Origin of the sequence: uncultured Gimesia sp., assembly GCF_937910335.1 — a bacterium.
Lineage (GTDB): Bacteria > Planctomycetota > Planctomycetia > Planctomycetales > Planctomycetaceae > Gimesia.
In genome coordinates, this window is record NZ_CALEMX010000469.1 from 1 (window position 1) to 9,459 (window position 9,459).

A 9,459-nucleotide genomic window follows, 5' to 3' on the forward strand; every position below is an offset into this window, starting at 1 on the left:
GCGCTCCGGTAACCCACTTGTCTTCTTTGAATCCTGGATCAACGACGAAATACTGATATTCGACCACACCTTCTTTGGGAACGACAAACGGTTTATTCCGCATTTCATACACCGTCTCCGGTACTTGAGGCAGATGCCAGCCATCGCGAAATGAAGGAAGCTTCGGTAAATTTTTCACATCACCGAACGGCATTCCACCAGCGACCCAGTCGCGCAGAATTTTTTTATCTTGATCTGACATAAACCGTGAATTGGCATATTTGCCATACAGGGGGCTCGCATGCCAGGGCGGCATCCGACCGTCATCAATGGTCTCGAGCATCGTATCAGCCCAGCCGCGCACTTCATCGTAGTCGGTCAAACCGAACGGCGCGATTTCTCCTTTACGATGACACTCCACGCAATGACGATTTAATACCGCGGCCACTTCTTTGCAAAAGGTCAGGCTTGTTTTGACCTCTGTTTTTTTCACACGACCGATATGACATCCGTTAGGTTTCGTACTGGCCACCATCACTTTTTCGCCGCTGAGCACTTGATCCAGTGCGTTCTTCAGATCATGCGACGTGGTTTCTGCGCGGGAAATGCCAGGTAGATATTGATTATCAATCCGACCGCGATAGCGAATCTTCAAACTTTGATCCAGCACAAAGACTTCCGGAGTACGAACCGCCTGAAACTGGTCGGCGACAGCGTTGCCATAATCTTTACCGATGGGAAATTGGATCTCATAGCGTTTGACGTATTTCTGTACGTCCTCCAGTGAGTCCTGCTGATTACTGTTTACGCCGACAAATCGAACTCCCTGTGACTGATATGTCGCCATCATCGCGTTCAACTTGGGGCCATACAATCGGGCCAGCGGACATTCGGCACCCAGGAAACAGACGACAGTCGCTTTTTGTTCAGATTTCTCGGTGAGTTCGACAATTCCGCCATCAATCGTCGGCAAACGGAACGTTAATAAACGTGTTTTAAGAGAACTCGTTTTTGTTTCAGAAAACAGTGGTCCACCGCAAAGCAAAACCAGTGAACTCAAGCAGATTAGATAAGCACGAAACATGAAGAGATCCTTCTTCCTCAACTTTTTATTAAGACAGGAATAGCTATTTTATCAACCTCAAGGAAACACTAGCAACCCCCAACGATCTGATTGTAGTCTTCCCCCGTTGATTGCATAGTTTCCATTGTATATACTCGACGTAACTTCAACTGGTTGCAGATATTGGCAAAAGAATCCAAAATACCTTAAGACAAAATTTACATAGTTCACTTCTGTGTAGAGACGATGCAGATAAAAAAAGGATGGCAATGGTGAAAGCTCCACGTAGCGGCGGCGGCTGGAAAGCAATTAAATATAGCCTGACCCTGGCAAATCGAGTCGGCTGGTGGAAACTCTGGAAATCGATGCGTACCAAAAACTCCTGCAAAACCTGCGCTGTCGGCATGGGCGGACAAAAGGGGGGCATGGTCAATGAAGCCGGATTGTTTCCTGAAGTCTGTAAAAAATCATTTCAGGCGATGGCATCTGATATGCAACCCGCAGTCGCTACCGATTTTTTTGCCAAATACAACATCGATCAATTACGTGCCTTCTCGTCTCGAAAACTGGAATACAGTGGACGACTGACTGAACCGCTCCTGCTTTCACCGGGAGAAGATCACTACAAACCGATTTCCTGGGATCAGGCCATTGATCTGATTGTAGATCGTTTGAAAGCAGCAGGCCCGGAACGCACCTACTACTATGCCAGTGGTCGCTCCTCCAACGAAGCCGGTTTTCTGTTTCAAATGATGTCGCGTTTAATGGGTACGAACTACGTCAACAATTGCTCTTTCTACTGTCATCAGGCCAGTGGTGTCGGCCTGGGTTCGAGTATAGGCACGGGAGCTGGGACGATTCGTCTTGAAGATCTGGATCATGCAGACCTCTATATTCTGATCGGTGCCAATCCTTCCTCCAATCATCCGCGGCTGATGAAAGCCTTCATGGAAATTCGGCGTCGTGGCGGAAAAGTGATCGTGATTAACCCGGTCAAAGAACTCGGGCTGGTCAACTTCAAAGTTCCCAGTGATGTGCGCAGCATGCTGTTTGGTTCCAGTATCGCTTCCATGTACGTGCAACCTCATATTGGCGGCGACCTGGCATTAATGACCGGGATCGCAAAAGAAGTTCTCGAAAATAAATCGCACGATCCCGACTTCATTGCAAAACACACTGAAAACTTCGCAGCTTTTCAGGAACAGGTTCAAAACACCAGTTGGGATGAAATCGTCGAACAAAGTGGCGTCGACAAAGCCACGATTCAGGAAATTACTGAGCAATATGTCTCTGCCAAAAATGTGGTAATCGGCTGGTGCATGGGAATCACCCACCATCTGCATGGAACAAATAACGTCCAGTCGATTGCAAACGTCTCGCTGTTAAGAGGTATGGTTGGTCGTCGAAAAGCGGGCCTGATGCCGATTCGCGGGCATAGTAATGTGCAAGGACTCGGTTCCGTAGGCGTGACGCCGGGCATGAAACAAGCAATGCTCGAACGCTTTGAAAGTCAGCTCGGCATTAAAATTCCCACCACTCCCGGTTACGACACAATGGCCTGTATGGAAGCATCTCATCGGGGAGAAATCGATTTCGCATTCTGCCTGGGCGGCAACCTGTTTGGCTCCAACCCTGATACGACCTATGCGCTGGAAGCGATGAACCGGGTCAAAACCATCATGTATCTCTCCACAACATTGAACACAGGACACGTCTGGGGCACAGGGGAAGAGACATTGATTCTGCCTGTACTACCCCGGGATGAAGAACCACAGCCAACCACTCAGGAATCGATGTTTAGTTTTGTTCGCATGAGTGATGGCGGCACCTCCCGCTATGAAGGCCCACGCAGCGAAGTTTCGATACTGGCTGCCATCGGCCAAAAACTATTCGCCGGCGATAACCGTATCGACTGGAAAAAACTCGAAAGCCATACCGCAATCCGCGAACTGATCGCCGATCTGATTCCCGGTTATGAGGGCATGAAAGAGACGATTCAATCCAACACGGAATTCCACGTTACAGGCCGGGCATTCGAAGAATACAAGTTCCCTACCGAAACTGGCAAAGCCAAATTCCACGCGATTCCATTACCCGAACGGTCTACCGCTGAAAATCAACTGAGCCTCATGACAATCCGCTCGGAAGGTCAGTTCAACAGTGTGGTCTACGACGAAGAAGACATCTACCGCGGTCAGGAGCGCCGCGATGTGATCCTTATGAATCAAGCTGACATCGACCGGCTCGGCTTTCAGCCTGATCAACGAGTCCATATCAAAAGCGAAGCAGGGGAGATGCAATACATTCTGGTCCGACCATTCGACATCCGCGCCGGCAACGCCCTGATGTATTACCCCGAAGCCAACATCCTGGTTCCCCACACCGTCGACCCACTCTCCAAAACCCCGGGCTTCAAGGGAGTGCCGATTACCATCGAAGCGGAAGAAACTGCGCACGCGTGATCTCTGAATTCCCAATCGCGTTTCAGTACCAAAAGCTCCAGAGTAATTAAATGTGCGGCTGTAGTGCTTTATTGCATCAGCGCTCTATAGGCGGCCGCTTCGAAATTGTATCTATATCACACGTCATACCGAATTCGTTAAGACTGCATTTCACTAGCAGAAGGGTCAGACTTCGGTTGCCACGCAAGCAAAGTCTTTAACGTGTCTTCATATCCCCAACGCAGAAGTTCCTGCGACTTCTTTTGACTGAAGTTGAGCGTCCCAAAAAAGAAGTTCCCTAAGGAACGGTCAGGAATGATGGGCACTAGCTCCAACGCTTGGAACCATGAACTGAGGGGACCTTCCCAGACTTCTCCCCTGCGACGAGTGATTCTTTCCAATCTAGCAGATTCCATCAGTTTCAAAGCTGTTTCCCGATACCAGACAGTTTTGACTCCCTGAATCACCAAACCCAGATGGCTTTTCTTACGCTGCTCTAACATCAAATTGTAGCAACTATCAAGATAGATCACAAAAACTCGCTCTGGCCGAATCGGATAAACTCCAAGAATGGGAATGTTATCTTCAACCCCTCCATCAATATAATAATTGCCACGAATCTTTTTCATTCGAAAGACCTCGGGCAGTGCAGCAGTCTGAAGGAGAAGGTCAATGACCTCCTCTTTTGTTGCTGCGTTGGCGAGAGTCGAGTACGTTGCATGGCTAGCTCTAGCTTGGTCCCTCTGGCCATTCACAGCGGCTGCCAATGTGCATATGACCGCAGGATCACCATCCCGAAGTGTATCGTCATAAACGGAACTGATAGTCTGTCGCAATGGTGCATTGTCAGCAAGTCCTAGTCGCGAACTCAGCCACCGACAAAGGGTTACTATAATGAATATGCATGACAGAATGATCATAAATTCTGTCTTGTCAAAATTGTCTTTATCTATAAGTGGATTGCGTAGCCAGGGTAGAATCACTGACAAAGTGGCCGCACCTATGATGACCGCTGCAATATAGCCCAATGAAATGACCAAGTTTTTAACTAACCAGTCCGAGCCGCACTCCATTTCTCCTTCATGAGGGCGATTAATCTTTGGTAAGGTAGTTAGCGAAAGGATGCTAATGGGTATGTAAAGTAGTAACTTAATGACCGTCAGCGGACTTCCCTTAAGCACCCTGCCAAAACTCATATCTGACCAAACTTGTAGTATTAAAGAACGATCTTTATCGAGCAACAGCCTTTTAAAAAGAGCAGCGTTGAGGCCACCCACAGAAGTACCAGATATGGCTTGGAAGTTTCTTAGACCACAATCCCAAAATGCCAGTAAGCAACCAGCTTCGTAGGCGCCCTTCCCACCTCCTCCTGCGAGAACCAATGCTGAGGTACGATTGCAATCCTTACCTGTCACGTTTGACTTTTGCAAGTGCGTCTTTACACGATCCAGCTGTTTGGCCAAGTCTTCACAATCTGTAGGGTCAACAACTTCCGAAGAAATATCTCCAGCCATGTAAATTCCCTTTTCCTTCTACGATTGTGTTTTCTCTACAATGAGAGTCTAAGTGACACAGAAGTAATTAGTCATTCCGGCACCAGAGGCCTGGGGATTTCTCAATTAATTATGTTTTCTTTGAATACCTTGAACGAGTACAGGATCCTTCCACCAACGTAAGTATTTAAATTTTATTCAACTTTGGTTGCCGCAGCCGCGCTACCAATTTACTCAATCCTTGAGAACCTAATATCAAATAAAAGCCGAATAGAATTTGGCAGGCAACTGTAATACCTTCCGCCTTAAGCGTATTTGAAAAATGCGCAAAATTGCTCGCTTGATTCAATTGGAACACCTGATACAGAACTTTGGCTAAACCAGTAACACCCCAGGTTAACATCAACAGGCCGATGGTTGTAAAAGCGACTGATTGCACTTGTTCTGCAGAGATACTACGCGAATTTTGATTAAACTCGGTATCGGGCAACAGAGATCGCACGATCGTGCCTGCACCAAACCAGAGCAGGCAGGCGATAATTACATAAAATGTAAATGGAAGGATCTGAAGAAAGATCATCCCAACATTCGCCAATGGTAAATCAATCGCTTGAGTCCTCCACATGACAAGAAACGTCGCAAATGACCCGACCGTCTCTAATAGTTTCGTAACATAAAACAGCGCAATTAATCGGCAGCCGATAAAGGCCAGTTCTTCTTTTTTCATCAACTCTCACTCCCTGAAATGTGCGTGCAACAAGAACACCGAAAAGTTTAAGACCCCTGATCGCCTGATGCAAATGGAACTGGAATGACACAGGATACACACTTATTCTTTGATCGCGTATACAACCTTATCGTTCCTAAGAGTGATTTCTTATCATTTTTCTGAATTATTTCTTTACTCCCAGGCGATCCAGTTGCTTCTGGGCGAACACATTGCCCCCTTTAGCCGCCTTGATATATCGGGCGATTGCCTCGACGCGATCTTTGGGAAGTCCCCAGCCATTTTCGTACATATAACCAATTTGTGCTTCGGCATTCAGGTTTCCCTGTTTGGCAGAATTTCGAAACCAGTTGAGTGCAACGGGATAATCCTGCTCGTAATGCCATCCATGCAGGCACATCAAACCCATATAAAATTGTCCCATCGATTGTTCCGCATTGGCTGCTTTCAGAAAATGTTCCGCGGCCTTTTCGTAATCTTTCTCGACGCCGTTCCCGTACAGATACTGCACTCCCAGATTCGTTAACGCTCCGATATTTCCAAGATTGACTGCCTTTTGAAACCACTCGCGTGCCTTGAGATGATTCACTTCCACTCCCTGACCTCGGGAATACCTGTAACCAAGCGCGATTTGCGCGCCTGTATTTTTTGCTTCCGCCGCCTGAAGCAGGTACTTAATCGCCTGATCAGAATTTTGCTTGACACCGTGGCCCCTTTCGTAAAGATCACTCAAATTTACTAGCGCATTGGTATTATTTTTTGCAGCAGCTTTTTCATACCACTCAATCGCTTCCGGATAATCACGGGGGACCCCCAGACCATATTGATGAATCACACCGAGACTGTTCATCGCTTCCGGAAAACCGTTTGCCGCTCCTTTTTCATACCAGGACCGCGCCAGTGCAAAATCCTGTTTTGTGCCAATACTTCTTTGATAACATAAACCGACTTGCGTCTGTGCCATAGGATAGCCTGACTCGGCTGACTTCTTCCACCAGTGAAATGCCTGAGTCAGAGATTTATCAACACCATAACCCTGTTCAAAGGCACGACCCAGATTAAACATTGCCCTTGCATCGTTCTGATCTGCTGCGCGCTGCCACCACTGCACGGCTAACTTACTGTCCTTGTCTGTTCCCCAACCGAAATAATAACAGCGCCCCAGTTCGGCTTGTCCTGCTGGATAACCCCCTTCGGCAGAAGATTTGGCGAACTGAAAACCACGCTCATGATCAACTTCAACTTCAACACCTTCTCCCCGATTGTACAACCATGCCATTTGTGACTGTGACTCATGATTCCCTCCCTCTGCCGCTTTCGTAATCCACTTAACGGCCTGCTTCATATCACGCTTGACGATCCCCTGGGATTTGTAATACTCCATCCCCAGAAGTCCAGCCCAGGCGGAATCCTGTTCGGCAAGATCTTTGAGATTCTCGATAATAACGCTCGTCTCAGGTCTCTTGACCAAAGTGGCTGTTGCCGATTTCTTCTCACCCGCTCGAATCAAATCCATCTGTATGCGATCACCTACCCGCCAGTTCTTCCTCAAATTATTGAACTCAAGATTATTTGCAATCGGAACGCCATTCAGTTTGAGAATCACATCACCGACTTGCACACCCGCTTTTTCGGCAGGTTGATCAGGCCAGACAGCCAAAATAACAATCCCGCGCCGCTCTGATAGATCGAGCCTGGCAACATCACCCGTATTGACAGTTCGAGTGACCATTCCAATCCTTGCGTTGGTTTCTTTTGGGACTGATCCATCTTCAGGGGTCCCTTTAACGGCCTTCGGATTTTTTGTGAGAAAACGGACTTTTTGCCCGGCGATCACTGTTCCACTGGCTTTGACTACGTCTACTTCAATCGTCTTGCCTTTTACGCTCGCAACGCGACCGGTGGCAACACTCGCTTCTACACCAACATTGGGTACGACCAGATATATTTCTACGCGATCACCGACTTTGGCAACTTCCCCTTTTGCGAGCGCCACCCGCAGTCTGGCACCTTTCGTTCCCGTGTCGGCGCCGGTGACCGTGCCGCAGAACGCAAAATCGGAAATTCCTACAAGTACAAGAAATGTAATTGCAAAACGGAACAGCGTCATATTGTTGCGATAACGTGTATTCATTTTCAATGCCCTTTCTCCTAAGAAGACTTTCGGTGGTGTCGATATTGATGAGATCGATAATAGCGCAAGGATGTCAGTTGTAGCAGAGTGATCTGCAGCGGTTGCAACCATTCTCGAAACTGCTTGAGTTGAGACTGCCAATAGATGAAATCGATTCTCGGCACTCCGAATTTCTGAAGGAGAGGCAATGAATCAACTGCGGTGAATCCAGTCATGTCCGGTAGGGAGGGAGTATCGGAGAGAACAAGCATCGCCCCACTTATGAGGGGTCGTCTCTGTTGAAGAAAGCGAAAGCGATTCAACAGAACAACGAACGAACGCTGTTGTGTATTTCTCACGATATTTCCCATGGTGTTCCTCCTGGAAAATCCTGATGAAACCCGATTCAAATCGAGCCCTCGGTTCACGTATTTATTCTGATGTATCTGATCATAAATTGCAAGAAATGAGCGTTTTCTTATGAAAAATCGAATGCGCGCACTCAAATCACCGTCTACTGAACCAACAACCAGAAATTATTCTCGCATCGTATCGCAGAAGCTCCAATACCATATGCGACAGACTTTTAATCCAATTGCAAGGCCAACAAGACCGAAAGGATACACAGCAAGACTGCGGAGCCAGTGGAAATGAGAAAGGCACGTTGCACGGTAGTTCGTTTTGCATACATGCCAATCAGAATCGGAACGATGGTCCAGCCAATACCGCCAATACAGAAGAAGATGCCAACCGTGCGTCCGTGTAATGCCGGCTCAACATGTCCCAGCAAAATTGCAATCAATGTCGGAAAGATTGGCCCTACAACAGCGCCGGAGACAACAATCAAAAAGCACATCAATTTTGCGCCTCGACAAAAAACGATGCTCAATGTGATGGCGATACTGCAACAGGCCATCATGATCACGAGAGAGGTATCGGCTCCTACTGGCAGCATCAATGCGGTTACCAGACGCGACCCCATGAACGTTAACCAGAACAGTGAGAGCAGCGCTGAGGCATTAGCTTCACTGACTTTCTTGTCGGTCATCAACGTTGTAGCCCACGTCGCGATCGACGTTTCCGTTGGTATATGAAAGAAAAATGCGATGGAACAGAGCCAGACAATGGGATCAGAAAAAAGCGTTGCCAATCCTCCAGCCACGGTTTGAGTTGAAGTCACTTTTAATGCTTGCCAATCGACGCCTAGCCCTAACAGAAGTGGAATAGCCGAGACTATTGCGAAACCGTACAAGGTTCGAATCAACCCAAACTTACGTGCACAAAACATGATGATCAATGGAGTCAGAAATGTTCCCATTCCGAAGATGAAATCACCCATATTCATGGCATACGCCATACGTTGCGGGAGTTCTTCTGGAGGCACGAACGCCGGCGGAGACGTGACGTTCAAAACATTCACCAATGCAGACCAACCCGTGCCCAATATGAGAACAGCGATTAATGCGGCAGGATAGTGGCGTGCGTGAGCGAGTACTACGAGGCTGAGAATGACCAACAGAAACCCGCCACCGAGGACCGCTTGTTTCCCCAGTGCGTCAACCAGGAATCCCGCGGCGACCACCATGGGAATCAGCGTGAAGCCGAACACGGAAACCAATCCACCAATTTTACCTTCATCGATA

The 9,459-nt window shown here is 47.8% G+C and carries 6 protein-coding genes; 1 reads left to right on the forward strand and 5 read right to left on the reverse strand.

What is annotated here, in order from left to right; all coding sequences use genetic code 11:
* Nucleotides 1–1,063: redoxin domain-containing protein (locus tag Q0668_RS18640; protein ID WP_298867389.1), on the reverse strand; the 1,063-nt coding region annotated here is incomplete at its 3' end.
* A 248-nt stretch (nt 1,064–1,311) separates the two neighbouring features.
* On the opposite strand from Q0668_RS18640, the gene Q0668_RS18645 reads away from it, so the two are divergent.
* Nucleotides 1,312–3,504: an FdhF/YdeP family oxidoreductase gene (locus Q0668_RS18645; RefSeq protein ID WP_298867391.1), complete on the forward strand. Its 2,193-nt coding sequence runs from the start codon at nt 1,312–1,314 to the stop codon at nt 3,502–3,504.
* Between the two features lie 137 nt (nt 3,505–3,641).
* Here Q0668_RS18645 and Q0668_RS18650 read toward each other — a convergent pair whose 3' ends face one another.
* From Q0668_RS18650 to Q0668_RS18665, 4 genes are all read right to left on the reverse strand, one after another.
* Nucleotides 3,642–4,997, reverse strand: coding sequence for a patatin-like phospholipase family protein (locus Q0668_RS18650; RefSeq protein ID WP_298867393.1), 1,356 nt, complete (start codon nt 4,995–4,997; stop codon nt 3,642–3,644).
* A gap of 166 nt (nt 4,998–5,163) precedes the next feature.
* Nucleotides 5,164–5,703: a hypothetical protein gene (locus tag Q0668_RS18655; RefSeq protein WP_298867394.1), complete on the reverse strand. Its 540-nt coding sequence runs from the start codon at nt 5,701–5,703 to the stop codon at nt 5,164–5,166.
* 166 nt (nt 5,704–5,869) lie between these two features.
* The gene (locus Q0668_RS18660; protein WP_298867396.1) at nt 5,870–7,837 is read right to left on the reverse strand and encodes a PDZ domain-containing protein; all 1,968 of its coding nucleotides are present in this window, start codon (nt 7,835–7,837) and stop codon (nt 5,870–5,872) included.
* Between the two features lie 565 nt (nt 7,838–8,402).
* Nucleotides 8,403–9,459 (reverse strand): MFS transporter (locus tag Q0668_RS18665; protein WP_298867397.1); only part of this gene is annotated, 1,057 nt, incomplete at its 5' end.

Bases quoted from the DNA above. Each gene is read 5' to 3' on its own strand.
- Q0668_RS18645 (WP_298867391.1), top strand. From the start codon at position 1,312: ATGGTGAAAGCTCCACGTAGCGGCGGCGGCTGGAAAGCAATTAAATAT.
- Q0668_RS18650 (WP_298867393.1), bottom strand. From the start codon at position 4,997: ATGGCTGGAGATATTTCTTCGGAAGTTGTTGACCCTACAGATTGTGAA.
- Q0668_RS18655 (WP_298867394.1), bottom strand. From the start codon at position 5,703: ATGAAAAAAGAAGAACTGGCCTTTATCGGCTGCCGATTAATTGCGCTG.
- Q0668_RS18660 (WP_298867396.1), bottom strand. From the start codon at position 7,837: ATGAATACACGTTATCGCAACAATATGACGCTGTTCCGTTTTGCAATT.